Source organism: Bacillus sp. NP247 (genome assembly GCF_018966865.1).
Taxonomy (GTDB): Bacteria; Bacillota; Bacilli; order Bacillales; family Bacillaceae_G; genus Bacillus_A.
In genome coordinates this window covers 3,748,906-3,771,682 of the sequence record NZ_CP076653.1, presented here as the reverse complement: position 1 = coordinate 3,771,682, position 22,777 = coordinate 3,748,906, and the positions used below count along the sequence as shown (strand labels likewise).

General features: G+C 35.6%; 23 protein-coding genes. 6 read left to right on the top strand and 17 right to left on the bottom strand.

Annotated elements, in window-relative coordinates:
* Positions 1-82 precede the first annotated feature (82 nt).
* The gene (locus KPL75_RS19635) at positions 83-1,189 is read right to left on the bottom strand and encodes a metallophosphoesterase (protein ID WP_219917434.1); all 1,107 of its coding nucleotides are present in this window, start codon (positions 1,187-1,189) and stop codon (positions 83-85) included.
* A 34-nt stretch (positions 1,190-1,223) separates the two neighbouring features.
* Between KPL75_RS19635 and KPL75_RS27695 the strand changes: the two genes are divergently transcribed.
* Entirely contained in the window at positions 1,224-1,415 is a 192-nt protein-coding gene (locus KPL75_RS27695; protein ID WP_219917433.1) for a TetR family transcriptional regulator, read from the top strand.
* A 234-nt stretch (positions 1,416-1,649) separates the two neighbouring features.
* On the opposite strand, the gene KPL75_RS19625 is transcribed toward KPL75_RS27695, so the two are convergent.
* The 8 genes from KPL75_RS19625 to KPL75_RS19590 form a co-directional block, all read right to left on the bottom strand.
* Positions 1,650-2,723, bottom strand: a complete 1,074-nt coding sequence (locus KPL75_RS19625) for a sulfate/molybdate ABC transporter ATP-binding protein (protein ID WP_219917432.1) — start codon at positions 2,721-2,723, stop codon at positions 1,650-1,652.
* Between the two features lie 12 nt (positions 2,724-2,735).
* Positions 2,736-3,593 carry a sulfate ABC transporter permease subunit CysW gene (gene cysW, locus KPL75_RS19620; protein ID WP_219917431.1) on the bottom strand — a complete coding sequence of 286 codons (858 nt, stop codon included), beginning with the start codon at positions 3,591-3,593 and terminating at the stop codon, positions 2,736-2,738.
* An 11-nt stretch (positions 3,594-3,604) separates the two neighbouring features.
* The gene (gene cysT / locus KPL75_RS19615; protein ID WP_258237048.1) at positions 3,605-4,381 is read right to left on the bottom strand and encodes a sulfate ABC transporter permease subunit CysT; all 777 of its coding nucleotides are present in this window, start codon (positions 4,379-4,381) and stop codon (positions 3,605-3,607) included.
* A gap of 75 nt (positions 4,382-4,456) precedes the next feature.
* Entirely contained in the window at positions 4,457-5,512 is a 1,056-nt protein-coding gene (locus KPL75_RS19610) for a sulfate ABC transporter substrate-binding protein (RefSeq protein ID WP_219917429.1), read from the bottom strand.
* Between the two features lie 348 nt (positions 5,513-5,860).
* A complete protein-coding gene (locus tag KPL75_RS19605; RefSeq protein ID WP_219917428.1) occupies positions 5,861-6,112 on the bottom strand; it encodes a hypothetical protein in 252 nt (83 codons plus the stop codon).
* A 124-nt stretch (positions 6,113-6,236) separates the two neighbouring features.
* On the bottom strand, positions 6,237-7,769 hold the full coding sequence (locus KPL75_RS19600) for a fatty acid--CoA ligase family protein (protein WP_219917427.1): 1,533 nt from the start codon (positions 7,767-7,769) through the stop codon (positions 6,237-6,239).
* A gap of 409 nt (positions 7,770-8,178) precedes the next feature.
* Positions 8,179-9,168: a lipoate--protein ligase gene (locus tag KPL75_RS19595; RefSeq protein ID WP_219917426.1), complete on the bottom strand. Its 990-nt coding sequence runs from the start codon at positions 9,166-9,168 to the stop codon at positions 8,179-8,181.
* Positions 9,169-9,177: 9 nt separating this feature from the next.
* Complete coding sequence (locus KPL75_RS19590; RefSeq protein ID WP_219917425.1) at positions 9,178-9,912, bottom strand: MBL fold metallo-hydrolase; 735 nt, start codon at positions 9,910-9,912, stop codon at positions 9,178-9,180.
* A gap of 203 nt (positions 9,913-10,115) precedes the next feature.
* Here KPL75_RS19590 and yhfH point away from each other — a divergent pair, with 203 nt between their 5' ends.
* Complete coding sequence (yhfH, locus tag KPL75_RS19585; protein WP_000567010.1) at positions 10,116-10,244, top strand: protein YhfH; 129 nt, start codon at positions 10,116-10,118, stop codon at positions 10,242-10,244.
* 39 nt (positions 10,245-10,283) lie between these two features.
* Here yhfH and KPL75_RS19580 read toward each other — a convergent pair whose 3' ends face one another.
* The gene (locus KPL75_RS19580; protein ID WP_219917424.1) at positions 10,284-11,297 is read right to left on the bottom strand and encodes a LacI family DNA-binding transcriptional regulator; all 1,014 of its coding nucleotides are present in this window, start codon (positions 11,295-11,297) and stop codon (positions 10,284-10,286) included.
* Positions 11,298-11,491: 194 nt separating this feature from the next.
* Here KPL75_RS19580 and KPL75_RS19575 point away from each other — a divergent pair, with 194 nt between their 5' ends.
* Together KPL75_RS19575 and KPL75_RS19570 are read left to right on the top strand one after the other, a co-directional pair.
* Positions 11,492-12,433: a helix-turn-helix transcriptional regulator gene (locus tag KPL75_RS19575; protein WP_219917423.1), complete on the top strand. Its 942-nt coding sequence runs from the start codon at positions 11,492-11,494 to the stop codon at positions 12,431-12,433.
* A gap of 91 nt (positions 12,434-12,524) precedes the next feature.
* The gene (locus KPL75_RS19570) at positions 12,525-13,046 is read left to right on the top strand and encodes a DinB family protein (protein WP_219917422.1); all 522 of its coding nucleotides are present in this window, start codon (positions 12,525-12,527) and stop codon (positions 13,044-13,046) included.
* A gap of 106 nt (positions 13,047-13,152) precedes the next feature.
* Here KPL75_RS19570 and KPL75_RS19565 read toward each other — a convergent pair whose 3' ends face one another.
* The 3 genes from KPL75_RS19565 to KPL75_RS19555 are packed head-to-tail and all read right to left on the bottom strand — an operon-like array spanning position 13,153 to position 14,393.
* The gene (locus tag KPL75_RS19565) at positions 13,153-13,830 is read right to left on the bottom strand and encodes a YknW family membrane protein (RefSeq protein ID WP_219917421.1); all 678 of its coding nucleotides are present in this window, start codon (positions 13,828-13,830) and stop codon (positions 13,153-13,155) included.
* Between the two features lie 24 nt (positions 13,831-13,854).
* The gene (locus KPL75_RS19560) at positions 13,855-14,157 is read right to left on the bottom strand and encodes a DUF2087 domain-containing protein (protein ID WP_219917420.1); all 303 of its coding nucleotides are present in this window, start codon (positions 14,155-14,157) and stop codon (positions 13,855-13,857) included.
* A gap of 29 nt (positions 14,158-14,186) precedes the next feature.
* Positions 14,187-14,393, bottom strand: a complete 207-nt coding sequence (locus KPL75_RS19555; RefSeq protein ID WP_002125823.1) for a hypothetical protein — start codon at positions 14,391-14,393, stop codon at positions 14,187-14,189.
* Between the two features lie 242 nt (positions 14,394-14,635).
* On the opposite strand from KPL75_RS19555, the gene KPL75_RS19550 reads away from it, so the two are divergent.
* Positions 14,636-14,989, top strand: a complete 354-nt coding sequence (locus tag KPL75_RS19550) for a PH domain-containing protein (protein WP_219917419.1) — start codon at positions 14,636-14,638, stop codon at positions 14,987-14,989.
* Between the two features lie 235 nt (positions 14,990-15,224).
* The gene (locus KPL75_RS19545; protein WP_219917418.1) at positions 15,225-15,986 is read left to right on the top strand and encodes a hypothetical protein; all 762 of its coding nucleotides are present in this window, start codon (positions 15,225-15,227) and stop codon (positions 15,984-15,986) included.
* 38 nt (positions 15,987-16,024) lie between these two features.
* Here KPL75_RS19545 and KPL75_RS19540 read toward each other — a convergent pair whose 3' ends face one another.
* The 4 genes from KPL75_RS19540 to KPL75_RS19525 form a co-directional block, all read right to left on the bottom strand.
* Positions 16,025-19,150, bottom strand: a complete 3,126-nt coding sequence (locus KPL75_RS19540; protein ID WP_219917417.1) for a YhgE/Pip domain-containing protein — start codon at positions 19,148-19,150, stop codon at positions 16,025-16,027.
* A gap of 213 nt (positions 19,151-19,363) precedes the next feature.
* Positions 19,364-19,936, bottom strand: a complete 573-nt coding sequence (locus KPL75_RS19535; RefSeq protein ID WP_002150018.1) for a TetR/AcrR family transcriptional regulator — start codon at positions 19,934-19,936, stop codon at positions 19,364-19,366.
* Between the two features lie 273 nt (positions 19,937-20,209).
* Complete coding sequence (locus tag KPL75_RS19530; RefSeq protein WP_219917416.1) at positions 20,210-22,147, bottom strand: M56 family metallopeptidase; 1,938 nt, start codon at positions 22,145-22,147, stop codon at positions 20,210-20,212.
* 2 nt (positions 22,148-22,149) lie between these two features.
* Positions 22,150-22,551, bottom strand: coding sequence for a BlaI/MecI/CopY family transcriptional regulator (locus KPL75_RS19525; RefSeq protein WP_000184503.1), 402 nt, complete (start codon positions 22,549-22,551; stop codon positions 22,150-22,152).
* Positions 22,552-22,777: the final 226 nt, after the last annotated feature.

Genomic DNA, 22,777 nt, shown 5'->3' with positions numbered 1-22,777 from the left:
GAGAGTAAATAAAGAACTTCCCTCGAATATTGTGTGCCTTTAAATTAAAAATAGAGAGCACTCGGCTCTCTATTTCACATACTTATTCAAACGTAACTTCCACCTGCACAATCTCAGATCTACTTCCAAGTCTAAGCGGTGGTCCCCAAAATCCGAAGCCAGAAGAAACAATGGCGTGGAATGCACCTTTTTGTACGTATCCCCAGTCTAGTTCGTACATTCTTCTCGTTACAATATGATTCGGCGCCATTTGTCCGCGGTGCGTGTGACCGGATAATAGTAAATCGACGCCAGCATCCGCTGCCTGCTTTAATTCAAATGGTTGGTGATCCATTGCGATAACAGGAAGCGATTTATCTACCGTACTCATTAAATTTTCAAAGCTTTGACGATCACGCTCTGTTTTATCCCTTCTTCCGACGAGATAAAAATGATCTTCAATTGTAATGACTTCATCTAAAAGAATACGAATATCAATCTTATCCATCTCTTGTAAAAACTCAGGAACAGCTCGGCCGTAATATTCATGGTTTCCTAACACACCATATACGCCTAACGGAGCTTTCATCTGTTTCATGATTGGTCCCATATTTTTTTGAATGAACACACCTGGATGATCATCTATAATATCACCAGGCAGTAAAATAATATCTGGTTTCATTTCATTTACATGGTGGACAAGTCTCTTTAAATGCGAAACACCAGACAATTTACCGAAATGCATATCAGAAGCCATCGCAATGCGTAAACTTTTACGCCCTTCTACCTTTTTCGGTATATGTACATCATACTTTCTTACAACCGGGCTATACGCATTAAATACCCCGTATGCGAAGATAAAGAAAAATACGAGTAAAGTGACTGCCCCTGTCCAAATAATTGCCGTGTCTTTCTCTATAGAAAACTGTAAAAAGAAGACTGCAATATCGGCTAATGGCAATAACATGAGCGCATATTGTATAACCGCAAACCAAATTGAACCGACCGTTCGCAGGAAAGGAAGGAATTTAAACACTTGTACGAGAATGTACGCATATGAAATAAATCCGACTACGAAAGCGTAATATCCCCAAGATTGCCAGCCGAATACTGTATGAAGCCAAACCCATCCGTTCCAGCCGATGTAAAACATAAGTAGTGTGTATACAATTAACATAGTAAACATATTGAAATAACGAAGATTCTTCACAGCTAGCCTCCTTATTAATTTCTTCTATTATATCTTGTTATGCACGTTTAACGTAAATATTAAGCACATCAATCTTCACAATAAAAACATTGATAAGCACATCGTCTTAAAATTTTTAGGAACTGCTGTAATAGGCATTTTAGAATCTTACGTGTTAGACAAAATTGATAATGATATTGAATATGTTGCGAAGCAGGTTGGGGAATTGATGATGAGGAATATATAATGGTTGTAAAAAAAATGCCCTCAATAATTTGGATGCATTTTCATTCTCAACGTGGAAACTTCATGTTTTGCGGATTTTTATTTTAACCGATAATACGTTCTTCCGCATAACAAACAAATACTTGTTTTTTCCGAACGTAAAGATACTATATAATATTCATCGGTAAAATGCCCTACTATGAACAGAGAAAAAATAAAAAAACAAACCGCCACTTAGATGGCGGTTTGTTTTTCTTTAAATCACAAAATCCTCCGGAATAAACACCTTCACTTCTTTCGGCTGTACGTATACAAAATCACCATCTTGAATGTTAAGCTGTCTAAACTGTTCTTTACTAATTTCCGCTTCTAAATACTCATCTGTTCCGTCACGCTTCAATTCTACATATACGACAGGGCCAACTGCATGTGAGTATGTTACCTTCGCCGGGATGGCGTCTATACTTTGTTTCGTACGATCAATTGATAGATGATGTGGCCTTACGTATCCCACTCCGTCTACGTTTGAAACGTGCTTATGCTCTGGTGCTTCTAGCTCCACTGATCCTACATTTAGTTTACCTTTATGAACGCGGCCGTGAAATAAATTCACGTTTCCTAAAAAGTCATATACGAACGGACTTGCCGGTTTTTCATACACTTCTTCCGGTGTTCCCATTTGTTCAATGCGCCCTTCATTCATTACAACGATGCGGTCCGCAACGTCTAGCGCTTCTTCTTGGTCATGCGTTACGAATACGCTCGTAATTTGAAATTCGTCATGTAGTTTCCGGAGCCATCTTCGCAATTCTTTCCGCACTTTCGCATCAAGTGCACCGAACGGTTCATCTAGCAATAAAATTTTCGGTTCGACTGCAAGTGCCCGGGCTAGTGCGATACGTTGACGTTGTCCGCCAGATAATTGCGCTGGATAACGTTTTGCGAAACCATCCATTTTTACTAGTTTCAATAGTTCTGTTACTTTTTCTTCTATTACTTCTGCTGAGGGCCTTATACTTTTCTTTCTTACTTTTAAACCGAAAGCGACATTTTCAAATACATTCATATGTTTAAAAAGTGCATAGTGCTGAAAAACAAAACCAACTTGCCTGTTTTTCACATGAATATTTGTTAAATCTTCCCCATCAAATGAAATGGAACCTTGATCCGCTTCTTCTAGCCCTGCAATAATTCGTAATAACGTCGTTTTCCCAGAACCTGATGGACCTAATAAAGCGACCAGTTCACCTTTTGGAATATCCAAATGAATGTCTGTCAGCGCTTGAAATGTACCATATTGTTTTGATACATTTTGAATTTGAATACTCACCGCATTCACCCCTTATTGTCGTTTTTCCATTCTCCATTCAATCCAGTTTTTTATAACGAGCGTAAAAACTGCGATGAGTGACATTAAAGTCGCCACAGCGAACGCTGCTGAAAATTGATATTCATTGTACAAAATTTCAATATGAAGCGGCATCGTATTTGTCACGCCGCGCACGTGACCGGATACAACGGAAACTGCCCCGAACTCACCAATAGCCCGGGCATTACATAGGATCATACCGTATAAAAGGCCCCATTTTATATTAGGTAATGTAACTCGCCAAAACATTTTCCAGCCGCTCGCGCCAAGTGATAGGGCTGCTTCTTCTTCACTCTTCCCTTGCGCCTGCATAACCGGGATTAATTCACGTGCAACGAACGGGAACGTTACGAATATCGTTGCAATGATAATACCAGGGACAGAGAAGATGAGTTTTATCCCGTGTTCCAATAACCATCCCCCAAAGGCTGCACGAGGTGTGAAAAGTAAAACGAATACTAATCCTGCAATGACTGGCGATACAGCAAACGGTAGTTCAATAAGAGAAAGTAATACTTGTTTTCCTTTAAACTGAAACTTCGTAATAAGCCAAGCTGCCGCTATTCCGAATATCGTATTAAGTGGCACAACGATTAAAGCAACGAGAAGCGTTAACTTGATTGCTGAAAATGCTTCTTGATCTGTTACAGCGGCAATATATACATCAACGCCTCGTTCGAATGCTTTCATAAAAATTGTCACGAGCGGCAGTAATAGAAAGAGAGATAAAAATAAAATTGTTATCGTAATGAATAGAATTGGTACCAATTTAGATTCTTTTTTAGCTGACATGCTTTTTACTATTTTCTTCTCTAGTAATGTTGGTTCCATTTTCTCCCCTCCTATTCACTTTTCAGTTCGTGCCTTCTACTCCAAGTTTGAATCATATTAATAAGGAGCAGGAAAAGTAACGAAATGATAAGCATCACAGCCGCTACAGCTGTTGCTCCTGCGTAATCATATTGTTCTAATTTCGTCATAATTATAAGCGGTGCAATTTCTGTTTTCATTGGCATATTACCTGCAATGAACACGACAGATCCATATTCCCCTAACGCCCGAGCAAAGGCGAGTGAAAAACCAGCAAGTAGAGCAGGGAATATTTCTGGCAAAATAATTTTCAAAAATATTTGGAAGCGTGATGCCCCTAAACTAGAAGCTGCTTCTTCTACTTCTTTATCAATACTTTGCAGCACTGGTTGCACCATCCGAACGACAAAGGGCAAGCCAATAAACGTAAGCGCCACAATAATGCCGAGCTGGGTAAAAGCTACTTTTATATGAAACACACTAAATATTTTTCCAACCCAGCCGTTTTCCGCATATAGCGTTGTAAGTGTAATACCAGCTACAGCAGTCGGAAGAGCGAATGGTAAATCGATTAGTCCGTCTAATAACCGTTTTCCTGGAAATGTGTAGCGAACGAGTACCCAAGCAATTAATAAACCGAAAATAGCATTTACGATTGCTGCTGCAAGTGAAGTTGTGAAACTCACTTGATAGGAATGTAAAACGCGCTCACTCGTTATAACCCCAGCAAACTTCTTCCAACCTAGCTGCGAAGTTTGAATAAATACGATAGAAAGTGGTATAAGTACGAATAAACTCATATACAGCATTGTAAATCCAAGAGATAATCCAAACCCCGGTAAAACACGCTTCTTCTTCCTCACAATCTTTCACCTCATCCCCCCTTATTTTTGATAAATTTTATCGAATACGCCTCCATCGTTAAAATGTTTTTCTTGCGCTTTTTTCCATCCGCCAAATAGTTCATCAACTGTAAATAATTGAACTTTCGGAAATTGTGATGCGTACTTTTCTGCTACTTTTTCATTACGAGGGCGATAAAAGTTTTTCGCTGCAATTTCTTGCCCTTTTTCTGAATACAAATATTCAAGATACCCTTCTGCTACTTTTCTCGTTCCTTTTTTATCAACTACTTTATCTACAACAGCTACTGGTGGTTCTGCTAGTATACTAATTGAAGGCGTTACAATTTCGAATTTATCTTTTCCAAGTTCTTTTTGGGATAATAACGCTTCATTTTCCCAAGCAATTAACACATCACCAATTCCTTTTTCAACGAAAGTTGTCGTTGCCCCGCGTGCTCCTGAATCCAATACTTCTACGTTTTTATAAATTTGACCGACAAACTCTTTCGCTTTATCTTCACTATTGTTATATTTCTTCAGTGCGTATCCCCATGCACCTAAATAGTTCCAACGTGCTCCTCCAGATGTTTTCGGATTTGGTGTAATAACAGACACACCTTTTTTCGTTAAATCATCCCAATCTTTAATTCCTTTCGGATTTCCTTTTCGCACAAGAAATACAATTGTCGATGTGTAAGGAGTTGAATTATCCGCAAGTCGCTTCTGCCAATCTTCGGCTAATTGTTTCTTCTTACTAATTGCGTCAATATCATATGCGAGCGCTAGTGTTACAACATCAGCCTCTAAACCATCGATAACAGAACGAGCCTGACTTCCCGATCCCCCATGTGACTGTTTTACATTTACTGTCTGACCATGTTTCTCTTTCCAATACTTCGCAAAATCTTTATTGAAATCTTGATATAACTCACGCGTTGGATCATATGAAACATTTAAAAGTTCGACTGCCTTCTTATCTGTACTTCCTTCAGAGTTACTAGTGGATGCTGCCGAACCACAACCCGACAAAAGAACAAATGCTGATAATAAAACACCTGTACTTTTCATTAATGCTGTCTTACTCCACTGTTTCATATATAAAGCCCCCTTAGTTTGTACAATAGAAAAAGGCCCACAATCTATTCACAAAAGTGAACGTTGTGCGCCTTCAGTTTCTCTGATGAGCTTCTATTGTATTCTGTTTGATTTCTTTTTATTTTAATTCCGTAATTCATATGTGTCAACTTGGAGTTTCACTTTATCGCTTCGGGGGCTTATACAAATATCCCTAACTATTCCCTTTCACCATCAACAACAAATATATGAATAAATCTTTTTTAATCATTATCAATATGACATTTCCTTTTATATTCATTTATCCACCATAACTATTATATTGATAATAATTATCAATTAAACAGAAAAATAAACACCAATCATTTTTTATTTTCTACATAAATATGCTTTCTGATCATTTCTAAATAATAAATAATGGGCCGTATGCACTTTTCTCTCTAAATAGTCCAACGAATACGTACTCGATGGATCAACTAAATCCCCAATCGCTCCTGAAAGGTGATCAATTACCTTTTGCAATGTTTCTAAGTTCTTCTTCTCACTCTCCATATTCATTTCATCCATAATGTCACAAATGAGATATTGCACTTTCCGTAATCGTAATTCCTTCTGCTCCATACATATCCCCTCCGTATTAGTCATATTACGTTTCAAACATATGGACTTATAGCTTAGTCAATTCTAAAAAACAAAAAGATATCCACCTCAAAACATGTAGTCATAGAGATGAATATCTTTATTTTTATACTTGCAATGCCTTCTCTCTCAAAGCTCTTCGCAGTAACTTACCAGTTGTATTCTTCGGCAATTCTGTTAAAAACTCAATGCTCTTTGGTACTTTATATTTCGCTAAATGTAACGTGCAATAATGCATCAGCTCTTCTTCTGTTACGCTCGTTTGTTTCAGAACGACGAAAGCGCGCACTGCTTCTCCTAAGTTTTCATCAGGAACACCGATTACGACAACTTCAGCTACCGAATCATGAGTATATAATACTTCCTCTACTTCACGAGGATATACGTTATAACCGCCAACTAAGACAATATCTTTTTTGCGATCGACGATATAGAAGTAACCTTCTTCATCCATTTTCGCTAAGTCTCCTGTATATAGCCAGCCATCTTTAAGTGTCGCCGCAGTATCTTCTGGCGCATTATAGTAACCCTTCATAACGTTAGGTCCGCGAACAATTAACTCCCCAACTGCACCAACAGGTACTTCTTCACCAAGTTCGTTCACAATTTTATTTTCTACATGCCAAATATTTGTGCCAATAGATCCTGGTTTACGAGGACGGTCTAACGGATTAAAACAAGTAACTGGTGATGCTTCTGATAAACCGTATCCTTCTGAAACGATAACGCCAAAACGTTTTTCAAAGTTTTGCAGAAGGGCAACAGGCATTGACGCACCACCTGAAATACAAAGGCGAAGTGTCTTCACATCTTCTGCACTTGCTTCTTCAAATAAATATAAGTAATTGTACATTGTCGGTACACCCGCAAAAATCGTTGGTTCATATGTACGACAAATACGGAATACTTCTTTCGGACTAAACTTCGGTAACATTAAAATTGTCGCACCATTAACAATCGGTGCATTTACTGCGACTGTTAAACAGAACACATGGAACATCGGCAGCGCCGCAACAACGCGATCGTCGGCAGTATATTGTAAATATGATGCAACATCGCTAGCGTTACTATATAAATTTTTATGTGTTAACATAGCGCCCTTTGGCTTTCCAGTTGTGCCTGAAGTGTATAAAATAACAGCTACATCTTCTTCATCTAGTTCCGGACCTTCGTAAGTTAAATCTACAGTTCCTATAAAACTAGTAAACGTTTTCATTTTTTCGGTTTCTGTATGGTTAAAATCTGATGAGGTTTCGCATATGATGATATTTTCAAGTGAAGGAAGTCTTGTTGTAAGAGATTGTATAACAGGTAGAAGGACGTCGAGTACGATGATTGTTTTTACATCTCCATTTTGTAATATATAATGCATTTCGTCTGCTGTATAAATTGGATTAATCGGAATGACAGTTGCTCCTGCTTTCATTGTTCCGTATAAACCGACTAAAAAATGTGGTGAATTTCCAACAGCTAATGCGACATTGTCCCCTTTTCCAATGCCCATTTTTGCTAAATTGCTAGAAAACCTAGTGACTACTTTGTTTAATTGGTCATACGAGACCGACTGATCCATAAATATGTATGCCGGTTTATCCCCCTTATTTTTTGCCGTTTTAGCCAAAGATTGAACGAGATTCACACAAATCCCACCTTTATAAAATTTAGAATATTTAAAAATTCTAAATTAATTATATTAAAAGAAAATTAAAGTAGCAAGTGATATTCCATTAACTGCATATACACGGCTCACCTCCTCTTGACTCACTTTGAAAGGATATGGGTATTTTATTTACCAACAAATTATTAAACTAGGCCCGAAATCATTTTAAGATAATATGCACTCACCTTTTCTCTAAGCGTTTCAAGTCCCTCTTTATTAAAACTCGTATACTCCCCATACAAATTAATGTTATATCGGCGATTTTTCGGATATATCGACCGTAACTCAACTTGTATCAGCGATTTTTAAAATATATCGATTTACCGACAAAAAGTGACAATCCACACAAAAAGAAAAAGGCTGCCCTTTATGGCAGCCTCCCTCATTTTTAGAAGAATAAATGCAAGAAATCTTCTGTTGTAATATTACCGAAATAGCGTGCGATATCTACGCCTTCTAAAGCTACAGTGAATGCATCTTTATCAAATTGTACGCCTGTTAGACGTTCTTCAATGTCATGAACATCTAGTGATCCGAAGAAGTCACCATAAATTTTACATTCTGTTACTGTTCCTTTTTTCACTTCAAGACGAACGTCAACTTGTCCAACTGGGAAACGGTGTGAATGTTGTAAGTTGAACTTCGGAGATTTCCCGTAGTTCCAGTCCCAATTACGGTAGCGCTCTTCAGAAAGTTTATGGATTTCTTTCCAATCATCTTCTGTTAATTCGTACGTTGGAATTTCTGTTTCACCTTCGAAAATTGTTTCTAGAAGAAGTTGTCTAAACTCTTCTGTCGTCATTTTTTCGTTTAGGAACTCTGTAATATTCGCAACGCGGCTACGGATTGATTTAATTCCTTTTGATTGAATCTTATCCATTTTTACTTTTAGTGCTGATACAACGTGATCGATTTCAGAGTCAAATAGTAACGTACCGTGACTAAACATACGACCTTTCGTTGAGAACTGCGCATTACCTGAAATTTTTCTACCTTCAGCTAAAATGTCGTTACGACCACTTAGTTCTGCATTTACACCTAGTTTACCAAGCGCTTTCGTTACAGGTTCTGTGAATTTTTTAAAGTTGCTGAAACTATCTCCATCATCTTTCGTAATAAAGCTGAAGTTTAAGTTTCCTAAATCATGATATACTGCGCCTCCGCCTGATAGACGACGAACGACATGAATACCTTGTTCTTTTACGTAATCTGCATTAATTTCTTCTACTGTGTTTTGGTTTTTACCAATAATAATCGAAGGTTCATTAATGTAGAACAGTAAATATGTTTCGTTAATATCTAAATTCTTCACACAATATTCTTCAATCGCTAAGTTTATCGTAGGATCTGTAATCCCTTTATTATCAATAAATAACATCGTATCACCTCATGAATTCCAAACGTAACCACTATGCGCAAGCGTAATATGGCCGCTGAAAATTTGTTTTGCTTCTGTTACTAAATCAGATGGATTGCCTGTATGCGGTAAGTGCGTTAATAAAAGCTCTTTTACATTCGCAGTTTTCGCAATACTTGCTACTTCTGTACTATTCATATGCCCTGCTTTCGCAGCCTCTTGATGTGCATACATATTACATTCACAAATGAAAAGATCAGCATCTTTTGTGAACGGAATAAATTCAGGAATATAACTTGAATCCGCACTGTATACTATGGCATCATCGCCAGCTGTAATACGCATCGCAAAGCATGTAACAGGATGAACAGTTGTTAAGAATGAAATGGAAAATGGTCCAATTTGAAGTGTTTCTTCTGGATTGTACGCGATTCCTTTCGTATGCGGTGCATGCGTTAAAGAATTAAATCTATTCTCATCAAACGAATGACCGTAAATTGGCAATTCTGGTAGTTGTCCTTTTGTTACACTCGTAATTAATCTCGCATATTGCAACACCCCAATGTCTGCAACATGATCGTGATGATAGTGTGACAATACAACTGCATCTATGTCAGATGGTGTTATATATTTTTGAAGCTGTGCTAGTACACCACTACCACAATCTACAAGTAAACGAAAACCATCGTGTTCAAACAAATACCCCGACGTTGCTTCTCCCGCTTCTGGAAAGCCGCCCCAAAAGCCGACAACAGTCATTTTCATATGTATCCATCCTTTCTAAAACCGAGTAGGAATGCCGTTTTTCTCCGTACTTGAGAAAGTTTTTTACTTACATCCTACATTGTTAACTATAATCCATTTCCTAAACTTTTTCATTAATTTTCAATTTTGTTATAAAACAGTTGTTGACTTTTGTTTTTTGTACTAATACAATGATAGTAAGAAATGGAAATGGAGGGATTGACATGATTGATCAACCAATGGAGTTTTTCCGAAATTTACCGACGAAAACTTGTGCTCATTGCGGGAAAGAAATTGATGAGCAGCACGAAGCATACCATAACAAATGTGACGATTGCGTTCACGAAGAATAGTAGCTTGTGAACATAAAAAAACCTAGCAGACATAGTCTACTAGGCTAATAACATCTTATCCTTCATCGTTGAACCTTTCACCAAGAGCTCCAGTTCAAACTCATACAATTCTTTTTGTCGATAATTTTTCGTATGGATTTTATCCATCATTAAGTCGACAACTTTTCGGGCCATCTCGTCGATTGGCTGTTCAATTGTCGTAATACCAGGCTCTGTAATCTGTGATAAAATTTGATTATCAAAACCGATCACAGCGAGATCTTCTGGAATACTCCAGTTATGGCGCTTCGCCTCTGAGATAATTCCAGCTGCAACCTCGTCGCCTCCTGCCAAAATCGCGGTAGGATTTTTTTTGTCCTTTAATACTTCATGGAATATTCGTTTTCCATCATCCCAAGAGAAAGCGTTTTCAAGAAAATCGATCGCTTCCACTTCTCTACTCTTTTCAGTAATAGCGCGTAAAAAGCCCATTTTTCGCTGTTGGCTCACTACTTTCGTTTCGTTACCACGGCAAAAAATAAGATTACGGTATCCTTGTTCTAATACATGATTGGCAGCTATGTATGCTCCCTGTGCATGATCAAACTTCACTGTTGGAACATTTGCTTCCTCAATATATTCATTACATAACACGATTGGACCGTGTTGCAAGTATGGCTCCACATTCTCCCATGGATTTTCTAGTGAACATAGAATAATCCCATCTACTTGTTTCGTAGATAATAATTGTAAATATTCCATCTCTTTTTCCGGTAAATATCTTGTTTGACAAATAATCAGTTTATATTTATGTTCAGAAGCAGCAATCTCGATTGCTTCAATAAATCTACTAAAAAAAGGATTTGTAATCCTTGGAACAAGCACCGCAATTGTTTCTGTTTTTTGTTTACGAAGCCTTCTCGCCGCAGAATTAGGAACGAAGCCTAAATGCTTCATTGCTAATTGAACCCTTTTCTTCTTCTCATCTGAAACATATGGATGATTATTGATCACCCTAGAAACCGTTGTCCTTGATAACCCCGCTAATTTCGCCACGTCCTCGATAGTCGACACGAAATTTCCCCCTTTGCATGAAAACGTTTTCTTATCCTGATTATATAGTATATTATTGGAAACTGCAATATAGGTTCTTATGATTTTACTATATTAATATTATACATAGGAAAAAGTCTGTTAATGGCAGGGAATTACATACTACTTTTAGAAGTTCACAATAAGAATATTTATAAAATAAAGGATGATATTTCATGAATCGGACGGATCGTTTATTAGCTATATTAATTGAATTACAAAGAAAACAAACCGTTACAGCACAAAGCTTAGCTGAAAAATTTGAGACAAGTATACGCACTATTTACCGAGATATGGACGCACTCAGCGAATCCGGCGTTCCCATTTTTTCAATGCCTGGTCACGGCTATTCATTAATGGATGGTTATTTCTTGCCACCCGTTCAGCTTACGCCAGAAGAGGCCGTTACTCTTTTATTGGGCGGTGATTATATTGAGAAAGCTTTCACCTCTTCTTTTTCTGTACATGCGCAATCAGCAAAAGAGAAACTTGAGATAGCCCTCCCTACTGATCAACAAAAGAAAATTGAGGAATTGCGAGGAACTTTCCGTTTCCTTTCTCCTATATTTTCAAACCAGCAAGCCGAGCAAGAAAAACTAGAGAGCCAATTTTTCTTGTTACAAGAAGCTATTCAAAGAGAGCAATCTATCTCTTTTTCGTATCGTAAACCGAGAGAAACTACAAAAACAAAACGTACCGTTCATCCTTACGGTTTAGTCAACATTTCAGGAATTTGGTACATCGTTGCTCATTGTTTACTTCGAAAACAAATACGTAATTTTCGCTTAGACCGTATGGATACATTACAGCAAGAACAAGAATTTTTTACAAAACCGAAGGACTTTTCTTTACAAGACTATCAACCTGAAAACAATCGAACTGTTACGATCCATTTATTATTCCCATCCCATATTGCACATAAAATTGTTGAGTCACGATACTTTTTTATAGATTCATACGAGCATAAAGATAATGGTTTTCATGTCTTTTTGAAATCAAGAAGTATAGATGAAGTATTTCAATGGGTATTAAGCTGGGGGAGCCAAGTGCAAGTACTAGAGCCAAAAATTCTTTCTGAGAAAATATATGATGAAGTAAAAAAAATGTTAAAACTTTAATTTTTTATTTTACTACTGACATAATGTTGTCAGCATCCCTCCTTTATTGTAGGTATTAACAAATACATTTTCTTAAAAAGGGGATACCAATATGAACAGTACTGTTATGTTAGAGAAATTCGAAAGTTTAGCAACGTATTATGTGAAGGAATTAGACAAATATACGATTGAACAATTTGGAAAAAAACCTTCTGAAGAAGAATGGTCGCTCGGTCAAATGTATAACCATCTGCTAGCTGCTACATATATGCAATTAGATGCAATCGAGAAATGTAAAACTGAAACACCATCTGTAGCTAACAAAAAAACGGATATGGGTGAAAAAGTATATACAATGGGTGCTTTCCCTCCTATACAAATAAAAGTGCCAAATCGCTCTGGATACACACCTGAAAATCCATCATGCAAAGAAGAGATACAGGAGCGTTTTCTAAAATTAATTACAGCTGTAAAAAACATTGAACCCATGCTTGCTTCTATTCCAAATGATTGTAAAGTGGAGCATCCTGGACTTGGGTACTTAAATGCTCCAGAGTGGTTCCAGCTCATTTCTATGCATTTTTCACATCATCTTCGTCAGAAAGAAAGATTGGATAAAAAAGTTTTAGTGTAAAGAATTATAAAGTGAAACTTTAATCAGTGGGGGTTTTGTTCATCCCCCACTGATTATTAGCCTTCACCAATCGGGCTTTTACGGGCCGTAAGACTCCCACCTATCCTTACGGTTTAGATATCTCCTGCATAAATCCAGCCATGCTCGCTAATAAACTAGTGAACACGAAAAGTACAATAATAAGAGGAATAAGTTTGTCTTTATTTAAATTCGTAATCGTTTTTAAACCTATTCCTAATAAAATGTAATACCAAATATTAAATATATCTATTCTTTGAGCGATTGTATGCAAAACCATATTATCCGTTGCTATTGCACCTAAACTTGTATAAGATATCTCATATCCATTTAGAGACAATGCAATGAATCCATTTAAAATCATCCCTAATCGTAATACAAACGAAGTATAAATAATTATAGGAAAGGTTTCTTTATAGGTAATATCCACCCCGAAAAAAATCATAATATTTTTATAGAATATAGGCGCAAAAAATAAGGCTACGATTCCACTGACTGTGGAAATCCCAAATGTGGTAAAGAAAGTTATGTATTTTGGTACAGTAAATCCCGTTTTATCATGAAACATACTAAGCGCAGGATTGTTTAAAGTATTCCAAGACATTAAAGCACTTGAAATTATAATGAATACTATTAAAAAGGCGAGTGGTAAAAGTATATTTCTTTGATTCTTCATCCTTTTGAATTGTAGTGTTGGCGAAGTAAATATCCCCAAAATTGACGGTTTCCCCGAAATCTCTTCATGTATAAGACTACTAGCTTGCAAGAAAATTCCCCTTCCTCATTACATTTATAGCTCCTCCCACTTCGTCCACACTTCTCTCCCGTTTATATGGTACATATTATCCTCGCGATTCATAAACCCGTGCACAATAAACTCGCGTCTAATCGTACAAAAATCATCATGATATTGTTTTATGAATGTATTCATTTCTTTTTCTGTATATTGATTTTCAGCGTTTAACTTGCTCACTAAATGCTCTAACAATACAAGTTTCTTCTTCTTTTGACCTGGAATCGATTTTAAACGATCCTCTTTATCAAAAAAGTTACGAATGGTTGTATCCCTAAATTTCATTTCACTTTCGGTCATTTTGTTATCCTCCATCAGTTTTTATATTATTAAACTTTACCGTTTTTCTTTATTCTTTTACTTAAAAAATCAATAAAGTAATATCCACCAATTAAAATATAATAGGTTACAATCATTCCCACTATGTCTTTCATACTCGTATATTCTTTTTTATGAAACAAAATCGGAGATAGTGTATAAACTAAGAAGCAGACTAGCGGATATATGATGAAATAGAAGCGAGATTTTTGTCTCATACTATCAACTCCCCTGTAATATGATTCTATTCAAATTGTTGTGATTCCTTTCTTTCGTTTAGGCTAAACATAAAATATAGTAAAATTAAGGAAAAGATGCTCTTTGGAAAGTAAGAACCCTTCTGAATAATATTCGAAAGACCATACACCAAATATGCAATGTTACATATTTGGTGTATAGTCTTTCTTGCTATAATAATATCCATATAGATTGTATTTTAAATAAAAAAGGATTATATGCAATGAATCAAATTTTAGAGGATGCAAAACAACTATTACATCATGAAGAAAATATTTTATCCACTTTAAGATGTTCACTTACTGGCTATATTATTACACAAAATGTCCCTCGTTCCGGAGTGTTACTTGCCACTAATAGGAGGGTTATTTTTTATGGACAATCATTCAAATGTTGTAAAAATGCATTGATTGTGGAATTTGAATATAAAAAAATTCTATCCATAGAGACGAAAAGAACATTCTTTGATAAAAAACTAATATTTTACTATGAAGACGAATATATAACGGTGGGACAAATTTTAAGCTCGAATATTGAGGGTTTTTTAAATGTAATACAGAGAAAAAGAATTCAATAAAGTGAAACTTTAATCAGTGGGGGATTTTGTTCATCCCCCACTAATTATTAGCCTACACCAATTGGGATTTTACGGAATAAAATACTTTTCATCTAAAAGAGAAGTACAGTTCACCTTTCTTACAACTGTATTTCTCTTTCATTTTTATTTCTCTCATCCACACTTCTCTTAATTTACTTATCACTCTCATTCCCGTAACCTATTATTCAAATTGATAAATTGCATATGGGAAATTATGTTACAATTAACTTATACATATTTTGGAGGGAAAATAGTGAAAAAAGCTATTATAGTATTAAGCATCCTATATCTTATTTTAACCGTACATACGGGAGCTGTTCTTTTAGGAAAAGAAGATTATAGAGGTGCTATCAATACATTAAAAGAAACGAAGGAAGTCTCTTCATTTCAATCTGCAAAAGACGGTGTGATTTTATTAAAAGGAACATTAACTACTTCGCAACCTATTACAGAGGAAAAACTTCAAAATAAAGAATTTGCACTTCTTGAAATTAATACGTATAAACGACGAAAAGCAAATTGGAAAAACATTGATACCGAGCAGCATATTGCAAAGCAGCTCTTACTAAACAATGAGGCTCTTCCTGCATTAAAAGAAATCCGTTTTTCGATGGAACCAATTACACTGTCAGGAAAAGATATTTCCACCGAAGATTACTCACTAAAAAAGGACGATACTCAATTAACAATTAAAGGTAAAGGATACCGATATACAGGAATAGAAAACAAATCAGACACTCTTATTTTTGGTATAAAAAAAGGAGATACACTTGAAGGGTATAGTGGTTCTGAAATTCTAATAGGAAAAACAAAAGAGGACATTGCCAGCAACATGAAACTATATACTTTTGCTGAAAGATATGGTCCATTTGTTTGGATTGTAGCTACTATTATCCTTATAAGTATTGTTATATACTTGTTCCGTAAAAATAGAAAAACAAATAAAATTTCTCATCCAATAAAACAAGACCAATAAAAAAGGCACCATTTCGGTGCCTTTTTTATTGGTCTTGTTTATGCTTCAATCGATTGATTTTCAGCAATATTTTTAAATTGTCGTTTGTGCATCCACGTTAATGAAGCAATTGTTCCAAGTGATAATACAACGATAAAGATCATTAATATCCCTATATTTTGCCACATGAAGTTAAAGTCTCCGCTTGATACGACTGCTTTCAATCCTGATACCGAGTATGTCATCGGTAACCAAGCATTAAATGGTTGTAAATACTTCGGAATCAACTCTAGCGGGAATGTCCCAGCACTTGTTGTAAGCTGAATAATTAATGTGATGATGGCGATGAAACGCCCTGCATCACCGAATGCTGTTACTAAACATTGAATTAATGAAATAAACGCTAAACTCGTAACAATACTAAAGAGTATGAAGTATGGAATACTTTGTACTTCTACACCTAACCAGAACAGTAATATGACATCTGCTACTATTGCTTGAATAATACCGACTGATAGTAAAACACCAAACTTACTAATAAACCAGCTGAATCCTGATTTCGGAACGCCAACTGTATCGCGTAATGGGTATACGATAGATAATAGTAATGCCCCAACGAATAAACCGAGTGATAAGAAATATGGTGTGAATCCTGTTCCGTAGTTTGGAACTTCCGCCATTTTCTCCGTCTTCACTTTTACAGGACTTGCAAACATATCATACGTTTTATCCGTCCCTTTCACTTCACCAGTTTTCTCTGCCCCTTCTCCAAGTTTCTCAGCCAGTGTACCTGATCCGTCATTTACTTTCACGAGTCCTTCTGTCACTTTTCCTGAACCGTCTGCTAGTTTATTTACGCCGTCGATTAGCTGGGTTGAGCCAGTGGACATTTTATTTAGGCCACCATTTAGAGTACCTAAGCCAGTTGTTACTTGACTTGAACCGTCCGCTAATTGCGTTATGCCACCTGTCATTTGGCTTGCTCCTACAGATAATGTGCCTAAACCGCCTGTTACTTGACCAGATCCATCTGCTAATTTCGTTACGCCTACAGATAATGTGCCTAAACCACCTGTTACTTGACTTGAGCCATCTGCTAATTTCGTTACGCCTACAGATAATGTGCCTAAACCGCCTGTTACTTGACCAGATCCATCTGCTAATTTCGTTACGCCTACAGATAATGTGCCTAAACCGCCTGTTACTTGACCAGATCCATCTGCTAATTGATTTATTCCACCTGCCATTTGATTTGCTTCTGCAGATAATTGACCTAATCCAACTGTCACTTTTCCAGATCCACTTTGTAATTGCGTTACTCCATCAATTAATTGAACTGATCTATCTTTTAATTTATCGGCACCTATTTTTGCTTTATCTAATCCCTCACCAAATCCATGAAACTTACTAACAAATTCATTTTGTGCGTTCGTTAGTTTCTCAATACCACCTGCTAGAGTTTTCACCCCTTCTGGATTTGGTAATTTGTTTTGCAATCCATTTGTTGTTTGATTGATTTCACCTTTTAATTGTTTTACTTCTTCATTTAATTTATTTGTTCCACTTGCTACTCCGGTAGCTTTTTGCTGGACTGTCGCTGTACTTTTTACAGCACTTGTTATGAATGGTTGTAACTGCTCTTGATATTCTTTTGGTAAACTTTCAATTTTCTTTTGTAAATTCGCTACCTCTTGCGCTGCATTTTTTGCATCTCCTGCTGTTGATTGCGTAAGCTCATTTAACTGATTTATATTTTCTCCAGCTCCATCTATTTTCTGATTTACTGTATTCAATATAGAAGGAACTTTCAACTGCATTTCCTCTAAGCCTGCAGCAGAATTTTGTACGTTACTATTTAAATCCTGCAATCCCTTTTGAATCTCTTGAGACCCTTTTTCTAATTCACTTTGTCTTCCAACAAGTTGTTCCGTACCATTTGATAGTTCAGTTGTTCCTGTTTTTAATTCACCGGATTTACTTACTAATTTGTTCAAGCCATCGGTCACTTTCTCAGATCCATCATGCAATTCGCCAATTCCTTTTTGCATTTCACCCGTTTTGCTATTTAGCGTATTTAAACCGCCTGTTACTTTGCCTGACCCATCTACTAATTTTCCTATACCTGTTTGCATCTCACCTGTTTTACTATTCAACGCATTTAAACCGTTCGTTACTTTCCCAGAGCCGTCTACTAATTTCCCGATACCTGCATTGCTATTTAGTGCATGTAAACCATCTGTTACTTTTCCTGATCCATCCACCAATTTCCCTATACCTGCATTGCTATTTAATACATGTAAACCATCTGTTACTTTTCCTGATCCATCCATCAATTTCCCTATACCTGCATTGCTATTTAATACATGTAAACCATCTGTTACTTTTCCTGATCCATCTTGCAATTTCCCTATACCTATTTGCATTTCACCTGTTTTGCTATTTAGCGTATTTAAACCGTTTGTTACTTTGCCTGACCCATCTACTAATTTATTAGATCCATCTGCTAATTTCTGAACTCCATCTTTCATCTCACCAGACTTCCCTTGAAGTGTATGGAGTCCATCAGTCACTTTACTTGATCCATCATGCAACTCACTAGCTCCGTCATGTAACTTATTTGCTCCGTCCGCTCCATCTGCTAATCCTTTTGAGACATCTTTAATGGAATCAAACATTTTCTCTGCATATGTTTTCGTTAACGTGCTTGATACTTCACTTTTAATTTTTTCAATTGCTGTTCCGCCAATTTGTGAAGATAAGAAGTTTAAACTTTCATTTGGAATGTATTCTAAGTTTAATGGTTTTGGATCGTCTTTTAATAACGTTGTAGCGTTACTTGAGAAGTCATCTGGAATACGTACTAACATGTAATACTTTCTGCCTTCCATTCCCTCTTTCGCTTCTTTTTCACTTACAAATTCCCATTTAAAACTTTTATTATCTTTTAAATTATCAACGAGCCCTTTCCCGACTTCAATCGGTTTCCCATCAAATACTGCACCTTTATCTAAATTGACTACCGCAACTGGTAAGTCATCTAGCTGTTCATACGGATCCCAAAAGGCCCATAAAAACATACCTGCATATAAAATTGGTACGAATAAAACCGCAATAATTGGAATTAATATCTTTTTATTTTTTATAATTTCAATGAACTCTTTACGAAGTAACTGATTTCTTTTCATAATTTCTCCCCCTTTTTAAATGACCAAAACGTTCATTTGGTCATTTTTACCCAAATAAAAAGGCTATACCTGTTCATACATATGCCTTATCCCCGAATTTATACTATGCAACTGTTCCTTAATATGAAATTAATATTTCTATTATCCCTCCTAAATTAAACATATGACCATTTTGTTCATATGGTCATTTTTTATAATAATAAAAGGATTATCTTAATTTGACAATCCTTTTAGTAAATAAAGTTCGAATAATTCTGAGATTTTTTCTTTTTCTAACGGTTCATGATTTTTTTCCCAATCAAAAATAAGCGATACGTATAGGCGAAGCATAATAAACGCTGTAATTTCTGGATCACATTTGCTAATTTCACCTTTTTCAATTGCAATCTCTAAATAAGATTGAATGACAGAAACGATTTCCACATCTACTTGTTGCATCACTTCTTGTACTTCTTTCGTTCCCATATCGCGCTCTTCTTGAATTAATTTAATCATGAGCTGATGTTCTTTTCTAAATTCTAAGATGCTATATAATGCTTTATGTACATTTTCGAAAAATGAAACATCTGAACGAATTGCATTTTTTGCAACTTGCTTCATTTCTGTAATTAAATTAGAAATAATTTCGCCAAATAGTTCTTCTTTATTTTTGAAAAAAGTATAAATTGTTCCTTTTCCTACATTCGCTAACTTCGCAACTTGATCCATCGTCGTTGCTTTATAACCGAACGCTGAAAAAGACTTTGTTGCAGCTTCAATAATAGAACGTTTTCGATCTATCGCCACATCGTCACCTCCAAAAATGACCAATTGGATAATATAGTCAATCAGTACATATTTGATATTACCACACGCTTACATTCTATACAAGCTCTCTTTTTAGTTATTCCCAGTATAAAAACATTCCAGTCAAGTTATACCATACTGTCCATAGTGTATCAAAAATTATACTTGTATGGAAAGCTAGAATATATTCATAATAATTGCTGGCTAGATCACACTAGAAATCTAATTAAATAGACAGCGTTCTTAAAACCAAAAGTTTAAGAACACTGTCTATTATTTGGACATAGAAAGTAATATTTTCTCCATCTCTTTCTTAGTTAGCTTATCGTCGATTATTTCTTTGTATATTCCCGTATCTCTTGTGAAAATATTGTTCACTATCACAATTTGATACTCACTATTCTTTCCTTGTTCAGGAACAAACATCTTTAACCCTTTTAACTTACTATCGTCTCGATGAGATTTGTTAAAAACCATTGTTTTTCCTTCTAAATTATAACTTTCTAGATTCTCTTCTCCAGGTATCATGTAGTGTAGTGGATCCTTATTACCACCTGCATAAACCCTTGATTGATAAATTGTAAAACCATATTCTCCCTTTGTATATTCTGATTTAACAACTAATTCTATATCTCTTCCAAAATATGAATCCGCCCATTCTCTCTTCAACTCATAACCTTCAACCATATAAGACGGGTGCTTAATTTGAAATGGTACATGATCTTTCGCTTCTTCTATAGAATATGTTAAAGACTTCTCCACCTTTTCCGAAAGTGGAATTAATTTCTTCTCAATAGTAGCTAATCTTTCTTGATCAGTTTTATTCAAGCGTTCACGCTTAAATTCCTTTGTATCTCCGTCATAATTCTCAGGTACTTTTTTCTTAACCATTGCTTTTTTATGAATTTCTTTAGCTTCCTTAAATAATTGAACATACTGATCAAATTCTTCTTGTGTAAAATTCTTTTCTGCCAAATACAAAAAATCTGTATCCCTTTTATATGACTTTATTGACATCCCCCATTCGCTACTTGCATTCTCCGGTGTACCTAATACTGTTTCTATCGCTTTTTCAAAAGCCGCTTTAGATTGCTTTTTTTCTACAACCTTTTCTTTCTGTCTTTCATCCCCCTCAGTTATCCTTGCATTTAATAAAAATCCGCCTGCTATAGCAGCTATAGCAATGACCCCAATTAAAGAAAGACGATAAGATTTCTTTTGGAACTTTTTAATCATAACGATTCTCCTTTTTAGTGTTCGTTTATTTCTACTCAAATTTGCTAGGCTGGGTGCTTGATAAGAATAATGTTCTAAAAGGGTAATAATTGTATGACCGTATGCAATTTGCTCCTCTTTATCTATAAAAGTAAGCGCATATGCATCACAGGCTAATTCTTGATCTTCTCGCATACAGAAATAGGCGTACCAAAGAATCGGATTGAACCAATTTAATAGAAGTAAGCTGTACATAATCCAATTTACAGCTACGTCGTTTCTCTTAATATGAGCTAACTCATGGTAAAAGACATATTGTAATTGTTGCTCATTTAATACTTTCATATGTTTTTTTGATAGTAATACTTTCGGACGAAAGAAACTGAAAACAGTTGGGCTCGCAATCTTTCCTGCTAGACGTAATGAAACTGCCTTCTTCATTTTCATAGACTGCTTACAGCGATTAAACACTGTAACGACCTGTTCATCCGTAATATCCGCTTGTTTCTTTATGTAAGAATATAAACGTCTATTTGTAATAAACGTTATGACTGCTAATACGATTACCCCAGCTAGCCAAACATATAGAGCAAATTTGTATAAAGAAAATGTAGTCTGTTGTTCCGCACTCGCGTTTACTTCAGGTTCACCATTTTTTGTCACAGTTTCAGAATTTGATTCCAATTCCACTGTATGATTGGTTTCTATGTTCACTATACTCTCAGTAGACGGCATATTTTTTGGAATAACTTCCGATACACTAGAACTATAGGAAAGTAATGAATAAATACTATAAGAGCTATCTGGTGACCATGGTAAAAGAAGTCTTATCATTAATACGATCCACAGCATATATTGCCATCGGGGCGTTAATTTATTTCTAAATAGAACTTTTATACATAAAATAAATCCAACTAATATGCTAGCCATAAGTGACGTTTCTATAAGCCAATCAAAAAAATGAGGAAGGTATAGATTTATAATCATGTCTATCATTGTTATCTATCCTTCCTCTTATTCTCCTCGGTCTTCTCATCTAAAATGCGTTTCAGTTCGTTAATATCTTCTGAAGACAATTTTTCCTCTTTTAAGAAATTGACAAGTAATGGCTTAAACGCCGCGCCGCAAAAGCGCTTTAGTAAAGATTTCGTTTCAACTTGTAAATAATTATCTTGTGACACTAACGGATAATACGCGTACATGCGCCCTTTATCTTGATGGTAAGAAACGGCTTCCTTTTGTACTAACCGATTAATTAATGTACGGATTGTTTTCGGTTTCCAGTCCATTGCATCTTCTAGTTCTTCTATAATTTCATTTGCTGTTTGTGGAGAGTTAGACCAAAGTACTTTCATAATTTCTAATTCTGCTTCAGATATTTTAGGTAATTGATTTGTCATAGTATATTTCACTCCCTTGTATTACGTTTGTAATCTATAATTAAGATTACAAATGTAATACTCAATTGTCAACCATATTTTAGAAAAATATAATTTCAGTTAAACCTTACTTAGCAACAACAAAATTCCTCTTTTTCTAATAAACAAATAAAAAAACAAGAAAATCCTTACATTTAATAGTAATATAGAAAGTAGACAGATTTATAAAAATAGTGGAGGCTTTTTC